The sequence below is a fragment of the Rhodococcus sp. NPDC077669 genome (assembly GCF_040686915.1).
Taxonomy (GTDB): Bacteria; Actinomycetota; Actinomycetes; order Mycobacteriales; family Mycobacteriaceae; genus Rhodococcoides; species Rhodococcoides fascians.
Genome location: NZ_JBFBMD010000030.1, coordinates 18,995 through 44,482 on the forward strand (window position 1 = coordinate 18,995; position 25,488 = coordinate 44,482).

Annotated in this window: 19 protein-coding genes; 9 read left to right on the top strand and 10 right to left on the bottom strand. The window is 64.3% G+C overall.

The genetic code is table 11. The features are described from left to right. Positions 1-95: 95 nt before the first annotated feature. The 3 genes from recC to recD are packed head-to-tail and all read left to right on the top strand — an operon-like array spanning position 96 to position 8,562. The gene (gene recC / locus AB0P23_RS22580) at positions 96-3,374 is read left to right on the top strand and encodes an exodeoxyribonuclease V subunit gamma (RefSeq protein WP_363799492.1); all 3,279 of its coding nucleotides are present in this window, start codon (positions 96-98) and stop codon (positions 3,372-3,374) included. Then, the gene (locus AB0P23_RS22585; protein WP_363799494.1) at positions 3,371-6,703 is read left to right on the top strand and encodes a UvrD-helicase domain-containing protein; all 3,333 of its coding nucleotides are present in this window, start codon (positions 3,371-3,373) and stop codon (positions 6,701-6,703) included. The genes recC and AB0P23_RS22585 overlap by 4 nt, the downstream gene beginning before the upstream one ends. Continuing rightward, entirely contained in the window at positions 6,700-8,562 is a 1,863-nt protein-coding gene (gene recD / locus AB0P23_RS22590; protein WP_206497820.1) for an exodeoxyribonuclease V subunit alpha, read from the top strand. The genes AB0P23_RS22585 and recD overlap by 4 nt, the downstream gene beginning before the upstream one ends. A 4-nt stretch (positions 8,563-8,566) precedes the next feature. On the opposite strand, the gene AB0P23_RS22595 is transcribed toward recD, so the two are convergent. The 4 genes from AB0P23_RS22595 to AB0P23_RS22610 all read right to left on the bottom strand — a co-directional run bounded on the left by AB0P23_RS22595 (position 8,567) and on the right by AB0P23_RS22610 (position 13,273). Beyond that, positions 8,567-9,409, bottom strand: a complete 843-nt coding sequence (locus AB0P23_RS22595) for a hypothetical protein (RefSeq protein WP_052061242.1) — start codon at positions 9,407-9,409, stop codon at positions 8,567-8,569. A 79-nt stretch (positions 9,410-9,488) separates the two neighbouring features. Continuing rightward, a complete protein-coding gene (locus tag AB0P23_RS22600) occupies positions 9,489-10,694 on the bottom strand; it encodes a sulfite reductase subunit alpha (RefSeq protein ID WP_222059310.1) in 1,206 nt (401 codons plus the stop codon). A 75-nt stretch (positions 10,695-10,769) separates the two neighbouring features. Further along, on the bottom strand, positions 10,770-12,242 hold the full coding sequence (locus tag AB0P23_RS22605) for a DUF2079 domain-containing protein (protein ID WP_196250948.1): 1,473 nt from the start codon (positions 12,240-12,242) through the stop codon (positions 10,770-10,772). Between the two features lie 50 nt (positions 12,243-12,292). Further along, entirely contained in the window at positions 12,293-13,273 is a 981-nt protein-coding gene (locus AB0P23_RS22610) for a RelA/SpoT domain-containing protein (protein ID WP_027497694.1), read from the bottom strand. Positions 13,274-13,363: 90 nt separating this feature from the next. Here AB0P23_RS22610 and AB0P23_RS22615 point away from each other — a divergent pair, with 90 nt between their 5' ends. Continuing rightward, positions 13,364-14,338 (top strand): sigma-70 family RNA polymerase sigma factor, encoded by a 975-nt coding sequence (locus AB0P23_RS22615; protein WP_027497693.1) that lies wholly within the window; start codon positions 13,364-13,366, stop codon positions 14,336-14,338. A 6-nt stretch (positions 14,339-14,344) separates the two neighbouring features. On the opposite strand, the gene AB0P23_RS22620 is transcribed toward AB0P23_RS22615, so the two are convergent. After that, a complete protein-coding gene (locus AB0P23_RS22620) occupies positions 14,345-14,752 on the bottom strand; it encodes a VOC family protein (RefSeq protein ID WP_206497821.1) in 408 nt (135 codons plus the stop codon). Positions 14,753-14,918: 166 nt separating this feature from the next. Next, the gene (locus tag AB0P23_RS22625) at positions 14,919-15,188 is read right to left on the bottom strand and encodes a hypothetical protein (RefSeq protein ID WP_032364406.1); all 270 of its coding nucleotides are present in this window, start codon (positions 15,186-15,188) and stop codon (positions 14,919-14,921) included. 267 nt (positions 15,189-15,455) lie between these two features. Between AB0P23_RS22625 and AB0P23_RS22630 the strand changes: the two genes are divergently transcribed. Together AB0P23_RS22630 and AB0P23_RS22635 are read left to right on the top strand one after the other, a co-directional pair. After that, complete coding sequence (locus AB0P23_RS22630) at positions 15,456-16,637, top strand: FAD-dependent oxidoreductase (protein WP_032399157.1); 1,182 nt, start codon at positions 15,456-15,458, stop codon at positions 16,635-16,637. A gap of 58 nt (positions 16,638-16,695) precedes the next feature. Then, positions 16,696-17,922, top strand: coding sequence for a hypothetical protein (locus AB0P23_RS22635; protein ID WP_206497822.1), 1,227 nt, complete (start codon positions 16,696-16,698; stop codon positions 17,920-17,922). Here AB0P23_RS22635 and AB0P23_RS22640 read toward each other — a convergent pair. Genes AB0P23_RS22640 through AB0P23_RS22655 form a run of 4 tightly spaced genes read right to left on the bottom strand, consistent with a single transcriptional unit; the run spans position 17,839 to position 22,823 of the window. Then, on the bottom strand, positions 17,839-19,281 hold the full coding sequence (locus tag AB0P23_RS22640; protein ID WP_206497823.1) for a gluconate:H+ symporter: 1,443 nt from the start codon (positions 19,279-19,281) through the stop codon (positions 17,839-17,841). The two genes, AB0P23_RS22635 and AB0P23_RS22640, sit on opposite strands and share 84 nt — an antisense overlap. Continuing rightward, positions 19,278-19,916: a bifunctional 4-hydroxy-2-oxoglutarate aldolase/2-dehydro-3-deoxy-phosphogluconate aldolase gene (gene eda, locus AB0P23_RS22645; protein WP_032399159.1), complete on the bottom strand. Its 639-nt coding sequence runs from the start codon at positions 19,914-19,916 to the stop codon at positions 19,278-19,280. Before eda ends, AB0P23_RS22640 begins: the two co-directional genes overlap by 4 nt. Then, positions 19,913-21,526, bottom strand: coding sequence for a D-aminoacylase (locus AB0P23_RS22650; RefSeq protein WP_032399160.1), 1,614 nt, complete (start codon positions 21,524-21,526; stop codon positions 19,913-19,915). The genes eda and AB0P23_RS22650 overlap by 4 nt, the downstream gene beginning before the upstream one ends. 13 nt (positions 21,527-21,539) lie before the next feature. Continuing rightward, a complete protein-coding gene (locus AB0P23_RS22655) occupies positions 21,540-22,823 on the bottom strand; it encodes an alanine racemase (protein ID WP_032399161.1) in 1,284 nt (427 codons plus the stop codon). Between the two features lie 114 nt (positions 22,824-22,937). Between AB0P23_RS22655 and AB0P23_RS22660 the strand changes: the two genes are divergently transcribed. From AB0P23_RS22660 to AB0P23_RS22670, 3 genes are read left to right on the top strand one after another with little or no spacing between them, the layout of a single operon-like run. After that, entirely contained in the window at positions 22,938-23,960 is a 1,023-nt protein-coding gene (locus AB0P23_RS22660; RefSeq protein WP_052061244.1) for a sugar kinase, read from the top strand. Beyond that, the gene (locus AB0P23_RS22665; protein ID WP_032399162.1) at positions 23,957-24,709 is read left to right on the top strand and encodes an IclR family transcriptional regulator; all 753 of its coding nucleotides are present in this window, start codon (positions 23,957-23,959) and stop codon (positions 24,707-24,709) included. Before AB0P23_RS22660 ends, AB0P23_RS22665 begins: the two co-directional genes overlap by 4 nt. 41 nt (positions 24,710-24,750) lie before the next feature. Continuing rightward, on the top strand, positions 24,751-25,152 hold the full coding sequence (locus AB0P23_RS22670) for a RidA family protein (RefSeq protein WP_032384918.1): 402 nt from the start codon (positions 24,751-24,753) through the stop codon (positions 25,150-25,152). Positions 25,153-25,488: the final 336 nt, after the last annotated feature.

Genomic DNA, 25,488 nt, shown 5'->3' on the forward strand with positions numbered 1-25,488 from the left:
TCGACTCACCGGACAGAACTTGTCGGTGGCTCGAGTAGGGTCGTCACCAGTCCGAATTCGGGCGTTCTCAGACGAGCAGGCAGGGGACTTCGACCGTGTTGACGCTCCACCGCGCCGAACGTGCAGGAACGCTCGCTGCAGCCCTCGCCGATGTACTGTCCGAGCCGCTGCCCGATGCCTTCGTACCCGAAATCGTGTCGGTGCCGGCAAGAGGTGTCGAGCGGTGGCTCACCCAGCGTCTGTCGAGCGTCCTGGGTGCTCCGGACGGTGATGGAATAGCTGCGAACATCGAGTTTCCGAGCCCGGCGAGGTTGGTCGCGCGCACCATCTCCGAGGTCGACGGCATCGATCCCGACGACGACCCGTGGTCTCACAATCGAGTGCTGTGGACCGCGCTGTCGGTGATCGACGACTGCCGCACCGAACCGTGGGCCGCGGTGCTCTCCAAGCATCTGGGTTCGGGATCGGACGATCATCGGGTAGGGCGCCGCTGGTCGACGGCCGCGCACATCGCGGAGCTGTTCCGCGCCTACGGATCTCAGCGACCCCAGATGCTGCGCGACTGGCGCGCGGGACGATTCACCGACGGGCTCGGCCAGGAACTGGACGACGACCTGACGTGGCAACCGCGGATATGGAGCCTGGTACGCGAGCGGATCGGCAGTCCGAGTCCCGCCGAGAGCCTTCCCGATACGTGTTCGACACTGCGATCGGAACCGAACACGGTCGACCTACCGTCCAGGTTGTCGGTGTTCGGTCCGACTCGGCTGACCGCCGACCAACTTGACATCCTGCACGCGCTCGCGCACCACCGCGACGTCCACATCTGGATCCCACACCCCAGCCCGTCGATGTGGTCCACACTCGCCGACATCCCGGCGGCCACCCGACGACGAGACGATGTGACCGCTCTGGCCGTCGAGCACCCGCTGCTGGCGAGTCTGTCGCGCGACGTGCGGGAACTGCAGGCAACCATCGGCTCGATCGCCGATCACACCGTGCACCACGAAGGGCCCGAACCAACGCGGACCTTGCTCGGAACGATCCAATCCGACATCGCCGGCGACGAAGTGCCCTCTCACGCAACGACGGTCGGCGATCCGGCGCTCGCCGACGGCACCGTACAGATTCACGCATGTCATGGGCCTGCTCGCCAGGTCGAGGTGCTGCGCGAGTCTCTGCTGCATCTGTTCACCGACGACCCGACTCTCGAACCCCGTGACGTGCTCGTCATGTGCCCGGACGTCGAGACCTATGCGCCGCTGATCCGTGCCAATTTCGGCCAGGCCACATTGGTGCATCCCGGTCATCGACTGCGGGTCCGGCTTGCCGATAGGGGCCTGCGTCGCACCAATCCGGTACTGGATGTGGTGGCGACGGTGCTCGACTTCTCCGAGGGGCGAGTGACGGCCAGCGAACTACTCGATTTCGCGGCGAGCGGCCCGGTGCGGCAGAAGTTCTCGTTCACCGACGACGACCTCGAACGCCTCCGCGAATGGGTCGCCGTGTCCGGAGCCCGCTGGGGCTTGACGGTGCGACAACGAGAATCCTTCGGGTTGAACAACTTTCGGCAGAATACCTTCAAGTCCGCACTCGACCGTATTCTCCTCGGGGTAGCGGCGGACGAGAGTGGGAACGACTATCTCGACCTCGCGCTGCCCCTAGACGACGTGGACAGTAACGACATCGGGCTTGCGGGCAGATTCGCCGAGCTGGTCGACCGGCTCGCCTCGGTACTACGGGCGCTGTCCGGGCGCGCCCCGGTGACCGAATGGACGCGGCAGCTCGGCCGCACCCTCGATCTGCTTGCCGACGTGCCCACCGCCGACGAATGGCAACTGGCGCAAGCGCATCGCGAGATCGCCGAGGCCACCGAACACGGCGACACCGCCGAGCTGCGGCTGGCGGACGTGCGCGCCATGCTCGGTGGCCGGCTCACCGGCCGCCCCACCCGAGCGAACTTTCGCACCGGAGAGCTCACCGTGTGCACGATGGTGCCGATGCGATCGGTCCCGCACCGCGTCGTGATCCTTCTCGGTCTCGACGACGAGGTGTTCCCCCGTGTCGGCAGCCTCGACGGAGACGACGTCCTCGCACGCGACCCGGCCGTCGGCGAACGCGACATCCGCAGCGAGGACCGTCAACTACTCCTCGACGCCGTGATGTCCGCCGAAGAAAAGCTACTGCTCTTCTACACCGGTGCCGACCCCGTCGACGGATCGACCAAGCCGCCCGCGATCCCACTGCGCGAGTTGATGGACGTCCTCGACGTGACCGCCGGCCGTAGCGTCGAACACCGGCATCCGCTGCAGCCCTTCGATCCTCGAAATTTCGAGGCCCGACACCCGTTCAGCTTCGACACGGTGGCGTTGGCAGGCGCAGTGTCTCAGCAGCGGCCGTCCGTACCGGTGCCGTTGTTCTTGCCAGATGCATTGCCCCCAGCGAATTCGGGCGACGTGGAACTCGCCGACGTGATCGCGTTCGTGGAGAATCCGGTTCAGGCGTTTCTGCGTCAACGTCTCGGGTTTCGAGTTCCCGAGCTCGAAGACGATCTGGCGGACAGTCTCGACATCGAACTGGATCCGTTGGCTCGGTGGAACATCGGCGATCGGATGTTGGCAGCGGTGCTGGCCGGCACGGACATCGGCGAATTCGCCGACGCCGAGTGGCGGCGCGGCACGTTGCCTCCGTTTCATCAAGGTCGACGCGAGATGTCCGACATCCGCCGAGTCGTCGGAATCATCGCCGACGCGGCCGCGCCGTTTCACGAAGGCCCGGCCGAGACCACCGACATCGTGGTCGATCTCGGTGATGGGCGACGTCTGACCGGTACCGTCACCGGCATTCACGACCGGACACTCGTGCGTTCGTCCTATTCACGGCTGGCGGCCAAGCACAGGCTCGCGGCGTGGGTGCGTCTGCTGGCGGTGGCAGCGTCCGAGCCGGGGGAGTGGAGCGCGGTCACCATCGGGCGCGCCAGCGGAATGCGTCCGCCTCGCCGGTCCCGCCTGACGACCCCTCCGAATCCCCTCGCGGTACTCCGTGACGTGGTAAACCTGCGGGATCGCGGATTGATTGCGCCGCTGCCGATCTCGACCGGTACGGCAGCTGCCTACGCGGAGAAGCGGTTCGGCGGCGGATCGATCGAGGACGGATACGAATCTGCCGGTTGGGCGTGGCGCGGCGATTTCGGTGACGGCACCGACCGATCGTTGCGATACGTGCACGGCCCGACGCTCTCGTTCGGAACGTTGCTCGATCCGAGCCCTCTCGACGACGAGACCGACCCCGCGAACGAGCAGAGCCGCTTCGGAGTTCTCTCCCGCCGGTTGTGGGATCCATTGCTGGCCGCAGAGAACATGGGGAGCGCATGACCGCCGCACGCGGATTCGACCTACTGGGTCCGATGCCGACCGGGACGACCGTGCTCGAGGCCAGTGCAGGAACGGGCAAGACGTACGCGATCGTCGGACTCGCGGCGCGGTACATCGCCGAAGGACTGGCCGAAATCTCGGATCTTCTGCTGGTGACGTTCAGTCGGGCCGCGACCCAGGAACTGCGCGATCGCACCCGCAGCCGGTTCGCGTCGATCGCCCGAGACCTCGGTGATCCGGACTCTGCGCGTGGTGCTCGCGACCCCCTCGTCGCCTTTCTCGCCGCGGCAGACGACGACGAAGTGGACAAGCGGCGCCGGCGACTGCGTAAAGCGCTGTCGGACTTCGACGCCGGGACGATCGTCACCACGCACAGCTTCTGTCAACGCATGCTCGACGGGCTGGGTATCGCGGGTGAGCGCGAACCCGAATCCACGTTCGTCGAGTCGGTGTCGGATCTGCTCGAGCAGGTGGTCGACGATCTGTATCTGCAGATGTTCAGCGGCGACGACGAGGCACCACCGTTCGGGCGACGCGACGCCCAACAACTGGCCGCGGCTGCCGTCGGAGATCAACAGTCGATCCTGTATCCCGACATCGACGACCTCGACGGTGACGACGGCAACCGGGAAGCCGCCCTGCGGGTGCAGTTCGCTCGGGAGGCCCGCCGTGAGGTCGAGCGTCGCAAACGTCTTCTCGGCATCCGCGACTACAACGATCTACTCGGATTGCTGCACTCGGTGTTGTCCGATCCCGTGCACGGGGAGGCAGCATGCGCGCGCGTGCGAGACCGGTTCCGTGTCGTGTTGATCGACGAATTCCAGGACACCGACCCCATGCAGTGGGACATCCTGCGCCGGGCCTTTCACGGCTACACGACATTGATCCTCGTCGGAGATCCGAAGCAGGCCATCTACGCTTTCCGCGGTGCCGAAGTGCTGAGTTATCTGGATGCGGTGCAGTCGGCCGATCATCTGTACGAGCTGACGGCGAACTGGCGTAGCGACTCCGGGCTCCTCGACGCGTTGGACCACCTCTACGGAGGTGCCGCCCTCGGACACGACGACATCGTCGTCCATCGCGTCGAAGCGCGGAACCCGTTCTCGCGCATGGCAGGACATCCTCCGCTGCGGCTGCGCTATCTCCCGCGCACCGGAGCAGGGCCGTTACGTTCGGGATTCCCGGCGGTGGATCGACTTCGCTCTCGGGTGGCTGCAGATGTGGCGGCCGAGATCGTGACGCTCCTGTCCGGGAACGCCGTCATGGACCGGCCTGACGGGCCGAGGACGGTCGAACCGCGGGACATTGCGGTGTTGACTCGCACGACCAAACAGGTTGCGCTGATTCGAGATGCGCTCGACGCAGTGGGTGTGCCGTCGGTGGTGTCGAGCAGCACCAGCGTCTTCGGCACCGACAGTGCTCGACACTGGTTGTGGCTACTGCAAGCGATCGAACAACCGCACCGCACCGACCGCGTCAGACTCGCAGCCCTGACACCTTTGCTCGGTTGGACTGCCGCCCAACTCGATTCCGGAGCCGAGGACGCTCTGTCGCAGGTGAGCAGCCGGCTGCGTGAGTACTCCGTGCTGTTCGACGAGGCGGGTTTCGCGGCAGTGTTCGAGCGGGTGTCGGCGCAGTCGGGTCTCGATGCTCGGTTGCTCGCGGTCGAGGCGGGGGAGCGCACGATGACCGACCTGCGGCACATCGCCCAACTACTCAATCGTGCAGCGGTATCCGAATCGTACGGAATCACCGCTCTCACTCGGTGGCTCACCGATCGAATCAAGGAACCGGCAGCCGGCGGGTCCACCGATCGCAGCCGCCGACTCGACAGTGACTCGGCGGCAGTGCAGATCATGACAACGCACGGGAGCAAGGGGCTGGAATTTCCCGTCGTCTACCTTCCGTACGCCTGGGACACGCTCTACTTCAGCTCACCGTCGACCCTGCTGCTGCACGAGGACGGCCACCGCATCCGGGACGTCGGCGGTCCCTCCGGGGCCGGCTACGCAGCACGAAAGCTTGTCAACGATCGTGAAGAAGCCGGAGAAGAACTACGGCTGCTGTACGTGGGACTCACCAGAGCCCAGTGCCAGGTGGTGTTGTGGTGGGCACCGGGACGCAACACTGCTACGTCGTCGTTGCACCGCATGCTGTTCGGCCGCATTCCGGGGATTGCGCAGCCGGAGCCGTCGTACAAGGTGCTCGACGACGCCACTACCGCCAACCGCGTGCAATCCTGGGTCGGTCCGTCAGCGGATCTGATCTCGATCGAGGCAGTCGGCCCCACACCACCCTCGGATCAGCAGTGGGTTCGACCCGAGGAGGAACACCGCGACGTCACTGCCGCTCGCTTCGGGCGTGCTCTGGATTTGCTGTGGCGTCGAACGTCCTACTCGGCCTTGACGGCTCACGCGCACGATGCGTCGCCCGTCGAGCCGGAGGTGGGGGTGACCAGTGAGGCCGAGCGGCCCGAGAAAGCGGATGAGCCTGTCGAACCTCCGCTGGGAAGCGCGAACCCGGACGAGCCCGTGGACGGGATCGCGTCGCCGATGAACGGCATGCCGGCCGGTGCCGCATTCGGAACCCTGGTGCACGAGGCCCTCGAACACGTCGATACCTCCGCAGCCGATCTACTGTCCGAACTCGAGCAGCGCTGCAGAGCTGCCGTTGCCTCACGGATGGCAGATGTCGATCCGACGGCTCTGGCAGCCGCTCTGTTGCCGGTGATGCAGACACCGCTGGGCTTCGGGAGGCTGGCCGACATCGCGCCGAACGACCACCTGGCCGAGTTGGATTTCGAGCTGCCCTTGGCCGGAGGCGACGACCCGGTGGACTCGAGCGTGACTCTGACATCGGTTGCGCAGCTGCTGCGTCGACATCTCGACCCGGCGGATGTCCTCGCGGACTACGCCGACCTGCTCGATGCAGTGGAAGCCACCCCACTGCGCGGCTTTCTCACCGGGAGTATCGACTCCGTTCTTCGGGTACCCGGCCCTCGCTACATCGTGGTCGACTACAAGACCAACCGCCTGGCCCGAGGCGATCTGACGACCGGCAATTTCACGCGCGAGAAGATGGCGCAGGAGATGATGCGGTCGCACTATCCGCTGCAGGCCATTCTGTATGCCGTTGCGTTGCACAGGTATTTGCGATGGCGGCAACCGAACTACCGGCCGGAGACGCATCTCGGCGGAGTACGGTACCTGTTCGTTCGCGGCATGGTGGGGCCGCAGACTCCGGCCGGCTGCGGTGTGTTCGACTGGGATCCGCCTGCGGCGCTGGTGGTCGAGTTGTCGGATCTACTCGCCGGAAAGGTACAACGATGACGAGTGTCTCGACGGCGCTGCGCGGCAGCGGAATTCTGCGGTCCTTCAACGACGCCGGTGTACTGACAGCGGCCGACGTGCACGTGGCGTTGCGGCTCGGTGCCCTGGCCGGGGAAGCCTCCGAACCGGTGCTGCTCGCCACGGCTCTGACGGTGCGCGCAGTGCGATCCGGATCGATATGTCTCGACCTGCAGCGACTGCGGGATGTCACGGTGGACGAGGAATCGGACGTGGATCTGAGCCTTCTTCCCTGGCCCGATCTGTCCGACGTTCTCGACGCGTTGGCGGTCAGCCCGCTCGTGCTCGGCAGCGCCAACGGGCCGCTGACGCCGCTGAAGCTGGTGCGCACCGACCTGGGTGAACTGCTGTACCTGGATCGATATCACCTGCAGGAGAATACAGTTCGAGGCATACTCGACGCTCGATCGCAGTCGCACCCCGTCGTCGACGGTGCAAAGATCGACCGTGCGTTGGCCGAATTGTTCATCGACGAATCCGGCGCACCCACCACCCCTCCCGATCGACAGCGGATTGCAGCAGCCCTCGCGGCGACGCACTGGACCACGGTCATAGCGGGCGGGCCGGGCACCGGTAAGACCCACACGGTGGCTCGAATTCTGGCGCTGTTGGTTCGAGAACACGGCAGCGATGTGAGAATCGGTCTTGCCGCCCCCACCGGCAAGGCTGCCGCTCGTCTGCAGGAGTCGGTGGCCGAGCAAGCGGGACTGCTGGGTCTCCCGGCAGAACTGAAAGCAATGACTCTGCATCGCCTGCTCGGGTGGAAACCGGGCAGCAAGACCAGGTTTCGTCATGACTCCCACAATCGACTGCCGTACGACGTGGTGGTCGTCGACGAGACGTCGATGGTGTCGTTGACGATGATGTGCCGGCTGCTCGAAGCAGTGCGACCGGAATCGCGGTTGATACTGGTGGGCGATCCCGATCAGTTGACGTCCGTCGACGCCGGAGCAGTGTTGGCCGACCTCGTCGCACGGCCGGTCACTGGCACCGAGAACCCTGTGTTGGCGCACCTGGTCGACGCGGATTTCGACGCAGCCGAGGATCCGGACGAGGCGGCGCTCAGTGCGTTCGAGCGAGACAGGTTGCGCGGCGGAGTGGTTCGGCTCAGCCGCGGTCGACGATTCGGTGGCGCGATCGCCCGTCTGGCCGTCGCAGTTCGAGACGGCCGCGGTGACGAGGTGATGAAACTACTCGAATCCGGTGACGACCAGATCTCGTTCCATGCACCCGAGGACACCGACGCATTGCGGGCCGACGTGGTCGACACCGCCGCCGAGGTCACAGCGGCGGCAACCCGCGGTGACGCCGCCGCGGCGCTGCTGGGACTGGAGAAGCATCGACTTCTGTGCGCGCACCGTGAGGGGCGGTGGGGCGTTGCGCTGTGGGATCGGCGGGCACTCGAGTGGGTGGGAGAAGCGAACAAGGCCTTCCTCGACCCCGCCTACTGGTACCCCGGTCAGCCGCTGCTGGTGACGGCCAACGATCACGAAGCGCGAATCTACAACGGAGACACGGGTGTTGTGGTGTCGGGTGAGAACGGAACTCCGATGGCTGCTTTCGCGCGGGGTCGCGGCCACGTTCTCATTCACCCGAACGTCCTCTCTGCCGTCCAGACCGTGTACGCGATGACGATTCACCGGAGCCAGGGAAGTCAGTACGACACCGTGTCGGTTCTGTTGCCCGCCGAAGCATCGACTCTGCTCACTCGCGAGTTGCTCTACACCGCGATCACCCGTGCGCGGTCGCATGTACGGGTGATCGGCACCGAGGAGGCCATCCGAGCCGGAGTCGAACGTCAGGTCCTGCGGGCCAGCGGATTGCGGCGAAGGATTCTGTAGCAGTTCAGCGACAGGCGTGCCGGTCCGATCCGGCTGCAGCTGCGATACTGCGGGCAACCAACAGCCAGGTTCGGGCCAGTCCCGTCCACACCGCGATCGAGGTGCCTGTTCCCTCGGCTGCGCTGCGGTCCGAGTGTGCGGCAGCCGAGCGATGCAGGGCGAGCGCGTGTAGACCGAGTTCGTCGATGTCCGCCCCCACGCACACCGAGTGCACTGTTTGCGCGTCGGCTTTTCGACCGGTCAATTGGCACAGAGTGTGCAGTGATCGCAGTTCGTCGGGAACGTCGGTGATGTCGAACGGGGGATCGGTCGGTGTCGAGTCGACACGGCTGTCCCCGGCAGAGCTGGACCGGACGCCGACGATTCCGCGCTGGAGGTCGATCGGCCCCGAGGCGGCTCCGTCTGCGGCGACGCCCCACACGCTGAGAAACGACGGATGGGGAACGTTCCACAGCTCGCGGAACGCCCGGGTCACCATCTCGGCGACGAGAGCAGCGTCGGCCCTCGAATCCGTTCGCGTGAGATCGATGACCGACCCGTCTGCGACGGGCTTGCCGCGGTCAAGCCACCCGAAGTCGAGCAACTGAACGTCGAGGGTGACCGACTCGGGTGCCTCTGGATACAGCAGCGAGGGCAGCGACGCGATCGACACCAGGGCCCCGTCTCGAGTTGCTGCGATGTCGATGTACGGCCGGAGCCCGCGCTCGCCCGGGCTGGCTTGCGCGGCCGTGACAGTGATGTAGTCCCGCATCGGCAGCGACCGCAGGTGCGCGTGCAGATTCTCGGTGAACGTGCCCCATGCACGCGCGGTGGTGGAGTCGAAATGGTCGTTCTGCACTGCGTTCACGGTGCACACCCTCTACTCGGACGAGAACTTCATTGCTGTGCCCGTGACGGTAGCGAGGGGGTCCGACAAGAACGGCCCGTCAGTAGACGTCGCGCAGATAGCGCTTGGCGCGCTTGAGGTCGTTCACGTAGTCCTCCGCGGCGTCGGAGGAGCGCCCACCGTGTTCGGCGACGACCTCGTGGAGTGCCTCGTCGACTCCCTGCGCCATGCGTGACGCGTCTCCGCAGACGTAGATCTGTGCGCCTTCTTCGAGCCAGCCGTACAGCTGTTTTCCGGCCTCGCGCATGCGGTGCTGTACATAGATCTTCTCGAACTGGTCGCGCGAGAACGCCAGATCCAGCCTGGTCAACAGACCGTCACGCTCGAAGTCCGTGAGTTCGTCCTCGTAAAGGAAGTCGCTCGCTCGATGTTGGTCCCCGAAGAACAGCCAGTTTCGGCCCGACGCACCGCGAGCCCGACGTTCCTGCAGAAACGCACGGAACGGTGCTACTCCGGTGCCCGGACCGATCATGATGATCGGAGTGTCGTCGGAAGGAAGTCGGAACGACTTGTTGGCCGAGAGAAACACTCCCGCTTCCTGCGCGTCGCCGACACGATCTGCCAAGTACGTCGAGCACACCCCGCCGCGATCTCGCTCGGCCGATCGGTATCTCACGGTCGACACGGTGAGGTGAACGCTTCCCTCGTGCGCTGTCGGCGACGACGAGATCGAATAGACGCGGTGCTGCAGGGGACGGAGCAGGCCCAGGAATTCAGCGGGGTCGAGAGCACCCGACCGATCGAGGTCGAGAACGTCGACGACGTCGCGTCCCCATGTCCACGCGTCGAACGACGCCCGGTCGCCGTTCTGCAGCACGTGGTCGAGTTCGGCATCACCGGCCCGCTCGGCGATGGCTTCTATCAGGTCCATCGACGGTATGCCGATTTCGTATTCGGTGGTCAGTGCCTGGGCGAGGCTGATTTCTCCGGACTTGGTGTGGACGGCCGTGTCTGCGGGGACACCGAGACGGTCGATGACGGCCGAGACCAGTGCGGCGTCGTTGACGGGTTTGACGCCGAATCCGTCTCCCGCCTCGTAGGTGATTCCGCTGTCACCGAGGTCGATCGAGAAGTGTCGTACTTCTTTTGCAGAGGTGGGACCGGACAGCAATCGGTTGCTCGACACCTGCGCGCGGTACGGATTCTTCCGATTCCACGGTGACCGCTTCGATGCTGTTCGGGTGGTGCCGAGGTCGCCGGTTCGAGCGTCGATGTCCTGTACCTGCCTTGCCGTAGCTGTCGTGATCGGTCGAATGTCGAGAGTTCGAGAACCCCGTGGTATCGAAATGCCCGAACTGATCGAAACCTTAGTAGGGACCGCTCAGTTGCGGTGCAGCACCTCGATACCGTCCACGGAGTAGACGACGTCGTATCCGGTGGTCAGTGCCCGGTCGATCGCCTGCCGATCGCCGCGTTCGTCGGTCGGCCAACCCGCGGGCCGTTCTCGGTTGACGACGATCCAATCCGGGACGGTCGAGTCGGTCGGTCGCTGCGGAAACACCGAGACGTCGTGGTCGGCGACGAGTTGTGCCACGAGGTTGTTCGACGCCGCAACGCGGTCACCGGCGGGGATCCAGGCCGAGATGTCGCGGGCAGTGGCTGCCTGTGGATCGACACGCCACTCCTCGGCGTGCACCATCCGCGACATGGGCAGGAACGGTAGCGCCACCAGTGCGAACGCAGCGACGAAGGCGACGATCGCTCGTCGACCTCGTTCGGTCAGCTGGGCGTGGCGCTCGCTGCGTGCCAAGGCGTCGATCAGGGCGACGAAGACGATCACCATCAGAATGGCGTTGTAGTGGTAGATCGGTTTCCAGAAGTTGGTGTTGTCGCTGAGGAAACGCCAGGCAACCGTCGGTACCGCGACCAGCAGGAGTGGAGAGCGCAGCGCGAAGAACCCCGTGACGGCAAGCAGCAGAAACGCCGTCGCGGCCCGGGAGTCTCCGGCAACCAGCCCGTGCGCGGTATCGGCGATCCCTTCGCCGATGGGCGGCAATTTCGAGCCCTGGCCGTACGAGTCGTCGGAGCTCAGCGCGGGAACGATCACCTTGACGGTCACTATCACCCAGGTCAGCCCCCACACCGCGGTCATCGCGCCCAGGATGCGCGGGCGGCCGGTGGTGAACAGGGCAACCAGTGCGCCGATGACGACGACCGTCAAACCCATGTCCTCTTTGACGAACACCAGCGGAAGAGCCCAGGCCAGAGCGGGCACCCAGCGTTCGCGAACGAGAGCCACCAGGGACATTGCCAGTAACGGCATCGCGAAGGCCACTTCGTGGAAGTCGAAGTTCAGCGCGGCTTGTACGCCCCACGACAGGCCGAACGCGCCGGCAATCACTGTTCCGACGACAGTGCCGAATTTCTGCACCGCCAACCGGCTGATCGGAATCACCGCGAGCGCGAACAGAACCGCCTGAGCGACGAGCAGCGTCTCGGCATGAGGGAAGACGCGATACACCGGACCCAGCAGGGCCGTGATCGGCGAGAAGTGATCACCGAGGGTGTTGTAGCCGGTGCCCAGCAGATCGGAGGTCGGAGCCCGAAACTGCGAGTACGACGCGACCTGCTGCACGAATATTCCGAGGTCGAAGCCCGATGTGCGCAGTTGACGGTGGCCGAGAACGGACATCGTCGAGTACAGCGATGCAAGGAGTACGAACGCGACGGTCGGGACCATCACATCGGGAGACCGGAGTCTCCTGCGCAGACGGCCGATGGCACGTGTGCCGGTCGTAGTTGCGGCGACGCTATCGCCGTCGGTGACGACCTGGGATTTCTCGGTAGTGGTCACGAGATGGCATGTCTACCGGACCGACGTGAGATCTTCCTGAGAAACGCCGGTCAGCGCTTGCGTTTCTTTCCTTGCGTGCGCCGCGGCGGCTGCGAGGTCAGGTGGTAGTACAGCGCGTCCTCGGAGTCCTCCACGACGACGTCGATGTAGTCGCCCACCTCGAGGTAATCGTTGACTGCGATGCGATCGGTCGAGCCGATCACGGCTTTGACCGACCGTGCGGGGACGAGCCCACGGCGCCCGTCCGGACCGACGGCCAGGGCGTAGCGGGGGCCGGTGCGCGTGACGCGTGCCCGGATGAAGTCGGGGTCCTTGGGGATCGGGTCGGGTGCCACCACGCTGCCGTCCTTCGAGGCGGCGGTCAGCGAGTCGAGCTGCGCGGCGAGATCGTCGGCCATGGCGTCGACTTGATCGAGCAGGTGCGCCATGTGCGCGGCGTAATCGGTGTGCTTCTTGGTCGGTTTGAGTGCTTCACCGGGCTTGTACATGTCCTCGTGGGTCAGCTCGCCCCACGCGTCCTGCAGCCGCGTCTTGACCTGAACCTCCACCTTCACGTCGAGGTCGCCCTGATGAGTGGCCACTCGTACGACAAGCACAGCGTGATATGCCCGGTATCCGCTCGGCTTGGGAAACGAGACGTAGTCGGTGGGCGGCTGCGCGAACCGCACCGAGCATTTCGGATCGGTACACGCGCGCTCGAGTGCGGTGACGAACGAGAGCTGGTCCCGTGGGGTCTTGCACAGCACCTTGATGCCGACCAGATCGGGCAGTGCGTCGGCCACGGCGTCGGCGTCGTGCGGTTCGCTGATGCGTCCCTCGGACAGATATCGACGGAGTTTGTCGGCAGATCTGCCAGGGTCCTTGATCCGCGCGGTCTGGGCATTGAGTCTGTCTCGGTCGACATCTTCGAGTATCTCGTCGGCGATGGTCTCGAGAAAATTCTGTGCGGTGACGAGTGCGGCTTCCCACGCGCGACGACGATGCAGATACAGCTCTTCTACCAAGTCGTCGATGCTGCTGAGCGATGTCACGAGCCGAGGTTAACCCAGAGGCCCGACCAATCCCGGCGGTGGCGCGCGATCGGCCGTCGATGCGGGCGAACCCGGTTTAAGCTCTTCCGCATGACCGTGGCATCTGTGCAGAACGACGACTTCGTCGCGCAGTTCGATCCGTTCCGTCGCGAGCTGTTGGCGCACTGTTACCGCATGACCGGGTCCATCCACGACGCCGAGGACATGCTCCAGGAGACCTACATCCGCGCCTGGCGGGGGTACGCCAAGTACGAGGGCCGATCGTCGCTGCGCACCTGGCTGTATCGAATCGCAACGAACACGTGCCTCACCGCCCTCGAGGGACGAGCCAAGCGTCCGCTTCCTACCGGACTCGGCGCGCCGAGTTCGGGCCCGACCGACGAGCTGGTGCAGAACAACGAGGTGCCGTGGCTCGAACCGATTGCCGACTCGGATCTGGCCGACTCGAACGACCCGGCCACGTTGGTGGTGGGGAGGGAGTCGGTTCGCCTCGCGTTCGTCGCGTCGCTGCAGCATCTGTCGTCGAGACAACGCGCAGTGCTGTTGATGCGCGAGGTGTTGCAGTGGAAGGCCTCCGAGGTCGCCGAGGTTCTCGCCACGACGACCACTGCGGTCAACAGCCTCCTGCAGCGGGCCCGCGAGCGACTCGAAGAGATCGCTCCGGAACTGGACAACGTGGAACCCATCGAATCTGCCGAACTGCGCCAGCTCCTGGCCCAGTACGTGGAGTGCTTCGAGCGTTACGACATCGACCGGCTGGTCACACTCTTCACCTCGGACGCGGTGTGGGAGATGCCCCCGTTCGTCGGCTGGTATCAGGGAGCCGAGACGATCGGATCGCTCATCCGAAACAACTGCCCCGCCCAGGGAGCGGGCGACATGCGGATGGTGGCGACATCAGCGAACGGTCAACCTGCGTACGGGCTCTACATGGTGGGCGAGGACGGAATACATCGACCGTTCCAACTACACGTTCTCGACGTCGACGCGCGAGGCGTCGGGCATGTCGCCTGCTTCTTCGATCTGTCGCTGTTCGATCGATTCGGACTGCCCGACCGCCTCTGAGCGACATCAGCTCGTCGGAACGGCCGAGGGGTCCATCCACATCACTTCCCACACGTGATCGTCCAGATCACGGAATGCTCGGCCGTACATGAACCCATGATCCTGCGGTTCCATCCACTTCGATCCACCCGCGGCGATGGCCGCGTCCGTGAGTGAGTCGACCTCGGCGCGGCTGTCGGCCGAAATACACATCAGTACCTCACGAGCCGACGTCGTGTCGCAGATCGAATCGGAGATGAAATCCCCGAACCTCGATGTGGCCAGAAACATCACCGTGGCCTGGTCGCTGACGATCATCGAGGCGGTGTTCTCGTCGCTGAAAATGTCGTTGAACTCGAACCCGAGACCCTCGAAGAATGCGCGGGTGGCCTCGACATCGCGGACGGGCATATTGGCGAACAGCAAACGGGACATGGATGACACCTATTCGTCGGGTACCGGCACGACCGTCGAACAACGGTCGTGCCGGTACTGACAACGGTCCGTCGACAAATTCACCGGTGCCGTGCCCAGACACGACGCGACCCCGCCGAGACGTGCTCGACGGGGTCGCGGACTGCGAAATAAAGGGGGAAGGACGTTACCGGGTGATCTGCGCGAGGCGGGAAAGCATCCGCGAGAAAACACGGCCGTCGTTGCCGAGATCGGCGTAGGGGTCTGCTGTGGTGTCCGACACGGTGGCGTCGGGCGTCACGGCAGCGAGGGTGCGCGCCAAGCGGGTGCGGCGCTCGATGGCGTCGAGGATGTTGGCGTCCAGCGTTGAAACTTCGTCGAAGAGTTGGTCGACGTCTGCGATCGCATTGTCGGCATTGCTGGTGCCGGCTGCGAGCGAATCGATCTGAACAGTCACATCGTCTCCTTTTGTTCGCGTCCTGAGGTGTGAGTCGTTCGTCCGAGCCGAACCGTTACAACCCAAAATGTGTGAACGCGATGTTTCGTCTCGCAAACCAAGATGCCCACCGGACGGGCCTGGGCCAACCTTTACGGGGTGTGATGCTGCATACAGTTCGTTCGGTTCGATTTGTTCCGGCCTTCCGAACCGAGGCGTCGGAGTGGTTGCGCTCACGCGGTTCCGGGTAGCCAGGTCGTCGATACCCCCACGTGCAAGGAGTGAGCGATGCGATACGACTACCTGATCATCGGCGGCGGAATGGTTGCCGACAGTGCTGCTCGTGGGATTCGTGAACAGGACGCAACGGGTTCCATCGGGATCTTCGGGGCTGACTCCGACGAGCCGTACACGCGCCCCGCGTTGTCGAAGAAGTTGTGGACCGACAGCGAATTCGGCCGTGATCAGGTTCCGCTCGGTACCGCCTCGGACACCGGTGCCGAGGTCCATACGGGTACGCGTATCGCGTCGGTTGATCGGTCGAAGCAGGCGGTCACGACAGCTGCCGGCGAGAACCACGAGTATGGAACGCTCTTGTTCGCAACCGGCGCAGCGCCGACGCAGATCGACCTGTCGCCCAGTCCGCGAGTGATCTACTTCCGCACCTTCGCCGATTACCGGATGTTGCGGGAACTGACCGAGACCGCGGAGCACATAGCGGTGGTGGGCGGCGGCTACATCGGAACGGAAATCGCAGCAGCGCTGTCTCAACAGGGTGTCAAAGTCACCTTCGTCACGTCCGACGACGTCGTGGGCAGCCACATGTTCCCCCGCTCGCTGGCCGCCGGATTCGACAAGGGGTTCTCCGATCACGGGGTCACCGTGCGCCGAGGAACCAAGGTCACGTCGGGTGCGGAGGCGTCGGCTCGTGTCCAGCTGCAATTGGACGACGGGTCCGCGGTGGAAGCAGATGGGGTCGTGTTCGGCCTCGGCGTTCGGCCCAGCACAGACCTGGCCGAGGCGGCAGGTCTCGAGGTGGACAACGGCATCGTCGTCGACGAGTTCCTGCGCACCGCGGACGAGCACATCTACGCGGCCGGCGACGTGGCCAACTATCCGGACGCCATTCTCGGTCGCCGACGCATCGAGCACGTGGACAACGCAACCGAGATGGGCAAAGCGGCGGGCCGCAATATGGCAGGTGCCGGCGCGGCCTACACCTACACCCCGTACTTCTATTCCGACGTGTACGACGACGGCTACCAGGCAATCGGAACGGTGGCAACGTCGCTGAACACGGTGGAGGACTGGAAGACGATCGGCAAGGAAGGCGTCGTCTACTACCTCGACGACGATGCCGTCGTGCGCGGGGTACTGATGTGGAATGTCTGGGAGGGGCTGGACGAGGCGCGCACCTTGCTGGCCGAGAAGAAGCCGCACACGGAGGAAACCTTGAAGGGGTTGATCTGAACTTTCTGGAACACTCGACGGCGAGCACGCCGGACCGCGGTGCGACCGAGGAGAAATCATGTCTCAGTTCGATGCAGGCGATTCGGCACAGCAGCGCGCTCGATTCGATGACCGGGTGCATCGCCTCTGCGCCGACTGTCGGCTACCCGGCCATTCCGAGCCGTTGTCCGACGCCGCCGCAACGGCCGTCGCGGCGGGCAGGGTCGATGAAGCAACCAGAACGGTGCTCATCGCTCGGTGGCGTGCGGGGCGTTCTCTCCCGTCGGTCGGGGGATTCGGAACCCTGCGGCAGTTGGTGGACGAGCGAGATCGATGGCGTGCCAAGGATTCGTCGGGTAAGCCCGGCGCGGCCTTGGTCTACAAGTTGCGAGCCGCGGAGTCGAACAAGCGGATCGAGCATCTGCGAACCACGGTGGTGATGTCGAATCGGCATTACGCCAACGGCGTCCGCGCGGCACGCAAGGAACGTCGCGAAGGTATTCATCTCGACCTGGAACAGCGCGACGCGGTCTTCGATGCACTGATGCACACGCCCGCACCCATCAAATTCGGGGTGCTCGCCGAGCGAGGTCTGACGTTGGCGGACGCCGCAAAGGATCGAGTCAGCACGCTTGCGCGTAGAACGCCCATCGACAAAGGGGTGCAGTGGGCAGCCGGGGTGGTCGATCAGTTGATCGATCGCAAAGACGATCGATTCTCGGACCGCTACGACACGCTGCTGTTTCTCGCGGGCACCTCGTTCGATCGCATACATCGCTCGCCGGCGTGGCAGTCGACGTACTTCGAGTTTCAGCGAAGCCAGGTCGATCTGTTCGTCGAGCTTGCCGAAATCTCGGTCGACGCAACGTCTTTGCGGTCGGTAGGGGAGGAGTTGATCCGTATAGGTCGGACGATGGTCGACGAGGACACGGCGGAACAGGTCGAATCACGTCGCCGCGCACTGGAAGTCGTATGGACCCAGTTGACGGGACGAGTGGCTGCGTTGGTTCGTTTGGCCGATCTGGTCGAATCTTCGGAGGGTGAAGCACGTACGTCGGACGCCATGGCTCGCGCCCACAGCCTGGACGATCGAATAGACGATCTCGTCGGACGGTCGGGGAGCCGGGAGATGTCGGCAGAGAACACGCACTTCGTCGGTGATCAGGTGCACTCCCAGTGGCGCGATCAGGTGCCCACGTCGACACCCGACCGCGCCCTCGAGCTAGGCGATGATCGCGAAGAGAATGCCGGCAACCGCGAAGCTGACCACGGACAGAATCGTCTCGAGGACGGTCCACGTCTGTAGCGTCTGCTTGACGGTGAGGTTGAAGAACTTCGAGATGATCCAGAAGCCTCCGTCGTTGACGTGGCTCGCGATGATCGAGCCCGCTGCGATGGACATGGCGATCAATGCGACGGCGGGGGCCGAGTAGTCCTGCGCTGCGACGAGTGGGCCCACGATGCCACCGGTGGTGACGATCGCGACGGTGGCCGAACCCTGTGAGACGCGCAGTGCACAACTGATGATGTACGCGAGGACGATGATCGGTAGACCTGCTGCTGCCATGGTGTCGGCCAGTGCAGTGCCGATCCCTGTGGCAGAGATGACCTTTCCGAAGAATGCACCCGCGCCGACGACGAGCAACAGCATGCCGACCGGGCGCAGCGACTCACCTGTGAGCTTGCTCAGCTCCTGAACGGTGGACCCGCGGCGGATGCCCAGAACGTAGAACGCGATCAGCACGGCAATGAGAAGTGCGACGGCCGGAGTGCCGAAGAATGTCAGCACTTCGAGCAGATTGCCCGGGTCGAGCAGGATGCTGCCGAAGGTGGCACCGAGGATGAGGACCAGCGGCACTGCGATGATCGCGCCGATGGTGCCCACCGAGGGAGGCGTCGTGACCACCGGTCGTGCGGTGGTGACGGCACCGGCGCCACCGTTCGAGTCGCGGGGCGAGTCGTCCCCGTCGTTGATGAAGTCGTCCGGAACCTCGACGATGACGCGCTTACCGATCCAGTTTCCCCATACCAGGCCCGCAGCGATGAATCCGGGTATGCCACAGATGAAGCCGAACAGGATCAGCCAACCGAGATTGACCTCGAGCAGTCCACCGAGTGCCACCGGCCCGGGGTGCGGCGGCAAGAATGCGTGCGTCATCGACAAGCCGGCGAGCATCGGCAACGCGTACAGCACCAGCGACTTTCCGCCCTGGCGCGCGGCGACGTACACCAGCGGGGCGAGCACGAAGATGCCGATGTCGAAGAACACCGGGATACCGAAGATCAATCCGAGCAGGCCCATCGCGACGGGTGCGCCGCGTTCGCCGAAAATTCCGAGCAACTTGGCGGTCAACGCCTTTGCGCCGCCGGACTTTTCGAGTATGGCCCCCAGTACGGTGCCGAGGCCGATGATGACGGCGATATGCCCGAGAATTCCGCCGAAGCCGGTCTCGAGCAACGACTCGTTGCTCTTGATCGCGGTTCCGACGATTTGATTGACCGGAAGACCGGCAGCCAGGGCCAGGCCGAGTCCGACGATGAGCAGTGCGACGAACGGTTCCAGTTTGATCTTGATGATCACGACGAGCAACACGGCGATTGCTATGCCGCACAGCACCAGAAGGCCGGGTGTCGAGGTTCTCAGCCAGTCGACGGCAGAATTCATGACAGTTCTTTCTCGTTGGCGGTTTCGATGGCGTGGACGAATGCCCGGGCTCGTGCTGCGATGTCGTCCCACTGAGCGGTAGCAACAGAATTCGGTGGCACCACATCCGTGCCGGCAGTTACAGCCACTGCTCCGGCTGCCAGAAAGTGCGCGGCATTTGCGGCGTTGACGCCGCCGGACGGGACGAGACGTGCATCCGGGAACGGACCGAGCAGATCCTTGAAATAGGCCGGTCCGACGGTGCGCGCCGGGAAAATCTTCACCGCGTCTGCACCGTGGTCGAGCGCGGTCATCACCTCGGACGGGGTGAGTGCCCCCATCATCAGCGGTATGCGCGCGGCGGTCACCACGGCGGCGACGTCTGACCGCAGCCCGGGTGTCACGACGAAACTGGCGCCCGAGTCCAGGGCGGCCCGGGCTTGATCGGCTGTGAGGACCGTTCCGGCCCCCACGATGGCACCCGCATCGGATGCGGCGCGGATGAGGTCGAGGACTCCCGGCGTGGTGAACGTGAGCTCCACGGCGCGAATTCCGCCGCCGGCCAGGGCGTGTGCGAGTGCGGCGGGATCCGAGATGTGCGGCGCGCGCACCACGGCGAGTGCGCGGTCTTCGAGAATTGCCGTCAGTGCATTCACGACGTCTGCTTTCTGGCTGAGTCCATCCGCAGGGCATGGCCTGCCAAGGAGTGGGTGGGAAGGAAATCGTCTATCGCGAACGAGCCGTTCACCATCACGTGGCTGATTCCCTCGGCCTGCTGTTTGGGCTCTTCGAACGTGGCGGTGTCTCGAACGGTGTCCGGGTCGAACACCACGAGATCGGCAGCATGACCCACGGCGATCGTGCCGCGCCTGCGCAGTCGTAACCGTGCAGCCGGACGACCCGTGAGGTGATTGATGCACTCCTCGAGTGAGAGCAGTTGCTCGTCCCGCACGTAGTGGCCCAGATAGCGGGGGAACGTTCCCCACGCACGCGGATGTGGCTTTTCGCCTACGAGAATGGCGTCACTGCCGCCCATGTGGCGCGGATGCTGCATGATCTCGCGAACGTTCTCCTCGTGCCCGACATGCTGCAGGATGGTCGTGGCCAGAGCGTCGCGGCGTAGAAAGTCGAAGAACACGTCGACCGGCTCGAGCCCTTCGTCTGCCGAGATGTCGGCCATCGTGCGACCGACGTACCGGTCGAGTTCCGGGTTCGATACTCCGCTGAGCTGAATCGTCTCCCACTCGACGGTGACTCCGTGGCAGCCGTCCGAGCCGTCGACATCGACGTCCTGCGCTATGCGGCGACGCTCGGCCGGATCGTCGAGTCGTTCCAGCGCTCGGTCCGGCCCACCCGACATCGCCCAACTCGGCAGCAGCGCAGACAGAGTCGTGGCCCCGGGTAGGTACGGATACGTATCGAGCGTGACGTCGCAGCCGTCGGCGATCGCGGAGTCGACAAGATCGAGAAATTCACGTGCCCGACCACGATTGACACCGAAGTTCATCGTTGCGTGGGTCAGATGCAGGGCGCATCCGGTTTCTCTGGAGAGATCGAGCATCTCCTGGTAGGCGTCGAGTGCACCAGCGCCGTACGACCGGGTGTGGGGAGCATAGAACCCGCCGAAGTCTGCCACTACCTCACACAGTGCTCGCAATTCGCTTGTGTCGGCATACATTCCGGGTGTGTAGGTGAGTCCGCTCGACATTCCGACGGCACCGTCCTGCAGGCCCTGCGCCAGCAACTCCTGCATGCGGGTGATCTCGGACGGCGTTGCGGGACGTCGATCGGCACCGACGGCCAGGTAGCGCAGCGTTCCCTGCGGAACCAAATATGCGGCGTTCGGAGTGATGCCACGGTCGAGTCGGGCGAGATACTCGGCAACCGTCCGCCAAGAGAAGTCCAGATCGACGGGATTGCCGTTCCACCCGGCGATCTGTCGCCGGATGACGTCCAACGTCGCATCGTCGATGGGCGCGTACGCGATGCCGTCCTGTCCGATCACCTCGGTGGTGACACCCTGGCTGATCTTGGCGAAGTGCCCAGGATCGGTCAGCAACCCCAGATCGGAGTGCGCATGCATGTCGATGAAGCCGGGGGACAGGACGTGACCTGGTGCTGCATCGACGATTCTGTCTGCACTGGAAAGGCTTCCGGGCTCGACGAGTGCTGCAATGGTGCCATCACGGACGAGAACGTCCCGACGCAGCCGCGCGGAACCGGTGCCGTCGATGACGTCGAACCCGCGAAATAGTGTGTCCGCCATCAAGTTCTGCTTCCTAGAAAAAGGTGTGTATCAGATCGACCACGAGTGGGTCGTCGCTGTCCGAGTCGTCCACGACGGGGATCAGACGCCATTTGTCGAACGCAGTGCAGGGGTGAGAGAGGCCGAGCCGCAGCACCGCCCCCACCGGAAGTGCGTCGGCGTCGTCTGCCGGTAGTCGAAGAAAAGCATGCTGGTCGTTGAGTGCCGTCACCTCCGCGCCCTGATCCAGGAGCTCATTACCTCGAACACGTTGCGGGACGGGCATTCCTTCGTCGAAAGGAAAGTCGCGCTTACCTGCGTCCAGCAATGCGAGGCCGGGCTCGGGGCGTGACACCACTCGCGCCCATCCGTGCATCGCAGAAACCAACGGCGTCTCGGTTCGGGCGGGAGTCAGCGGTGAGATCTGCGAATAGAAGCCGTCGTCGTGCGCCACGTAGGCCCCGGATCGGAGCACGACGTCGGTGCGCACGCCGTTGCCCGAGGTCAGAGAATGCAGGCGTTCGACCACCAGATCCTGGTACGCGCTCCCGCCTGCGGTCACAATGGCGTGATCGCCGTACAGTCCTTCGGCATCGAAGGTGCGATGCAGTGCGGCGAGAGTGTCGAGGTAGGTGCGTACTGCCGCGAGACCGGCCTCGGAACGGTCGTGGCTCAGGGCACCCTCGTAGCCGCCCACACCGGCCAGTGCGAGACGCGGTGACGCGGCGATCTCCCGTCCTACTGCGACGGCCTCCTCGGTCGTTCGCGCGCCGGTTCGTCCGTGCTCGCCGCCGAGTTCGACGACGACGGACACCGGTCGATCGCCGTGGTCGCCAAGGATGCGGTTCATCTCTCGCACCGTGGCGACGCTGTCCGCCCAGCAGTAGAACTCGAACTCGGGATGCGAGTCCAGTTCGGCAGCAACCCAATTCAGAGCAACAGGATCGACTTCGGCATTGGCGAGAACGATTCTCTCTACACCGAATGCGCGTGCCACCTGAACTTGCCAACCGGTAGCGAGGGTGATGGCCCAGCAGCCCGCATCCAGTTGCTGCTTCCACAGTTGGGGAGCCATGGTCGTTTTGCCGTGGGGTGCCAGGAGGACGCCCGCCTTCTCGGTCCACTGCGCCATCACATCGACGTTCGATGCGATGCGTGTCCTGTCGAGGGTGAGTACTGGGGTGGTGAACTCCGACAGCCGCGGCGCGGTGGCCAGAAAGCTCTCGGCGCTCTGTCCCCACGATCTCGCTGGAAGCGATTTGTGTTCGGGCCCCAGGAGTCGTCGACTCAGCGCCTCGACTCCGGCAGTGTCGATCACGGCAGTCTCCTCGAATTCTGCGTTGCGCTATATGCAACGACGGTTGCGTATCGTGTCTTTCATTTGTAGTCTGCATCCAACGATGCATTCCCGCAAGAGTTCGAGGAGACGGACATGGCAGCCCCCCGGGTGGTGTGTGTAGGCGAAGGCCTCGCTGTCCTCGTCGCGGACCCTGGCCCACTGGAACGGTCGGAGACGTTCCATCGCACGGCTGGAGGTGCGGAAGCCAACGTGGCTCGTGTCCTCGTCCAGCTGGGAATCGAGGCTGCGTGGGTCTCGCGGGTGGGTGACGACGGGTTCGGCCGATATCTGGTCGCGGAACTCGACGCTGCCGGTGTGGACACGTCGGGCGTGATCGTCGATAACGGGCGGCCGACGGGCCTCTACATCAAGGAGCGCGGATCGGGGTCCGATCACCGTCACGACCTGCCTCTGGGAGACAGCGCGATGACGTACTACCGGTCTCTTTCGGCTGCTACTGCGCTCTCGCCCAACGATATTCACGACGAGGTGCGAGCGGCGATCGACTGCGCCGACATCGTCCATTTCACCGGCATCACCGTCGCCATCTCACCCACTGCGGAACAATTGACGCGAAGCCTGATGGCCGGCCCGTCCACTGTCAGCTTCGATCTCAACTATCGGCCGGCCTTGTGGGCCGGGCGTTCGGACGACGCGGCCCGCGTCCTCGGTGAGCACGTCCGCGGTAGCGACATCGTGTCGATGGGTGCCGACGAGGCCGCTTCGGTGTTCGGGACATCGAGTCCAGTGGAACTACGCGAGATGTTTCCCGAGCCCCGTCATCTGGTTATCAAGAACGATGCGCACACGGTGACGGCATTCGAGGGAGTCGTGCGAGTCGACGTCCCCGCATTGACACTCGACGTCGTCGAAAAGATCGGTGCAGGTGACGCTTTCGCCGGCGGCTTTCTGGCCGCGTTGCTGATGGGATACAGCGCGGCGCAGCGTGTGCGATTCGGACATCTCTGTGCCGCAGGCGCATTGACCGGCCACGGTGATGTAGCGAAAGTCCTGCCGCACGACGAACTGGCAGCACTGGCCGGAATCGACGACAATGCGTGGGCGACACTCGACTACGCGGCCGTGGCAGCGATGCACACCGAGGCGGCGTTGTGAGCCAGAGCTTGTCGAGGGCGCTGACGATCCTGGGATTGCTCGGGGACGGATCGAAGTCACTCGACGAACTCGCCGCAGTCCTCGGTGTACACAAGACGACGGTGCTGCGACTGCTTCGGACCATGGAATCGGACAGGTTCGTCAGCCATGGAGCAGATCACCGGTACCAACTCGGTTCGAGGCTGTTCGAGCTCGCAAATCACGCGCTCGAGCAGCGAGACGTGCGCACCGTCGCGCGACCGCATCTCGCTGCACTGAACTCCGACACGGGCCAGACGGTGCACCTGGCCACGTACGAGGCGGGGGAGGTCATCTACATCGACAAGTTCGACGCACAGCAGAGCGTGCGGATGTACTCACGCGTCGGCCGGCCGGCACCGCTGCACTGCACCGCGGTGGGAAAGATACTGGTCGCAGGCCGCCCGCGCGCCGAACGAGAAGAGATCGCTCGACGCATCACGTACACGCCGTTCACGGAACGCACGATCAGCACACCGGAGCAATACCTGCGCGAGCTCGAGCTCGTGGACCAGCAGGGTTTTGCGGAGGACCGTGAAGAACACGAATCTTTCGTCAATTGCATCGGCTGCGCGGTGCGCAACGGGACCGGAGACGTGGTGGCCGCGGTGTCCATGTCGGTACCGGACATGTTGCTCGACCACCAGCAGGTACTGGCTGCGCTGCCCGCAGTGCGCGGCACGGCAGCGGCAATTTCCGAAGGACTGGGCTGGCGGCCGCCCGATCTATAAGACCGCCCACTGACAAACGACAGTTCGATGGAAGGAAAATCATGAGCGAAAAGATCGAAATCCGCACCACCGGTGCCCCGGCCCCGGCACACACCTTCTCCCAGGGGGTGCGGAAAGGGCCGTTCGTGCAGGTTTCGGGTCAGGGCCCGGTGGATCCGGCGACGAGCGAATACCTGTTCCCAGGTGACGTCGCCGCGCAGACCACTCGAACCTTGGAGAACGTCAAGGCAATCGTGGAAGCCGGCGGCGCGACGTTCGACGACGTCGTCATGCTGCGCGTGTACCTGACCAAGCGTGAGGACTTCTCGATCATGAACGACGCCTATGGCGAGTTCGTCTCGGCGAACACGACAGGCGACGTGCTGCCGAGCCGCACGACCGTGTTCACGGGGCTTCCGCGCGAGGAGATGTTGGTCGAGATAGACGCCATCGCCGTCGTCTGACTGCACGCTCGACCCAGATGTTCACACGAAAAATACATCTGACCAGGCGATTTGCGTAAGCGTTGGTCTTCGCGTAACTTTTGTCGAGTCAGAGCGACACGGACACCGACCCGGTCTTCACAAACCGGGACAACGAGGTTGTACGGAGTACGTCCTGAACAACCCAGACAAGGCAGAGGTTATCAGCCATGTCTGGGGTTCGAGCGTGTAAGCCCCGGACGTTGCCGTTCACACGGTGACCATGGTGTGTGCGTGTTCTTTGAGAACTCAACAGTGTGTCGATGAATGTCAGTGCCGAATTTTATTTGGTGAAAGCATTCGATGTATCAGCCATCC